At 72.4% G+C, this 533-nt stretch carries 1 protein-coding gene; it reads right to left on the bottom strand.

The window, feature by feature from the left end; all coding sequences use genetic code 11:
* Positions 1 to 433, bottom strand: a 433-nt coding sequence (locus DWX39_RS10865; protein ID WP_147336416.1) for a helix-turn-helix domain-containing protein, incomplete at its 3' end; no start/stop codon positions are given.
* Positions 434 to 533: the final 100 nt, after the last annotated feature.

A 533-nucleotide genomic window follows, 5' to 3' on the forward strand; every position in this document is an offset into this window, starting at 1 on the left:
CGCGCGCGAGCCCGTCCCTGATGGCCGCGAGCTTGGCGGCGGCGCCCTCCACGGTCTCGTCGATCCCGGACCTGCTCGCCGAGAGCTCGGCGTCGGCCGCCTCCTGCGCCCTCCTTGCGCTGTAGAACACCCTGGGCCTCCTCGAGCAGCCGTAGCCCCTCCTGTGCGAGCAGCCGTTGCAGCACCTCGGCCACGCGGAGAGCCTGGGGCAGGCCCCCGACAGGTCCGCGGGCGCGGGCTCGCCGTAGCGCGAGCGCGGCGCGGTGACGTAGCGGTGCGCCGCCACCTCCCTGGTCACGGTCGATGGCGACCTGCCGAGCTCCGCAGCGATCTCGCGGGCGCTGCGGTTGAGGTCGAGCATCCTCTCGACCGTGTTCCTCTCATGCCTCGTGAGCCTCCCGTACGACCTCCCGGACGGCTTCGGTCTGGACATTTCGGCCTCCCTCCATCGCGGGCCGGGGGATTCCGGCCCCTCTGGGGTTGCCTACCCGGATTCGCGCCTCAGGACTCAGCGCAACGCGTTGCGCTGAGTC

The sequence above is a fragment of the Collinsella sp. AF19-1LB genome (genome assembly GCF_003459655.1).
Taxonomy (GTDB): Bacteria; Actinomycetota; Coriobacteriia; order Coriobacteriales; family Coriobacteriaceae; genus Collinsella.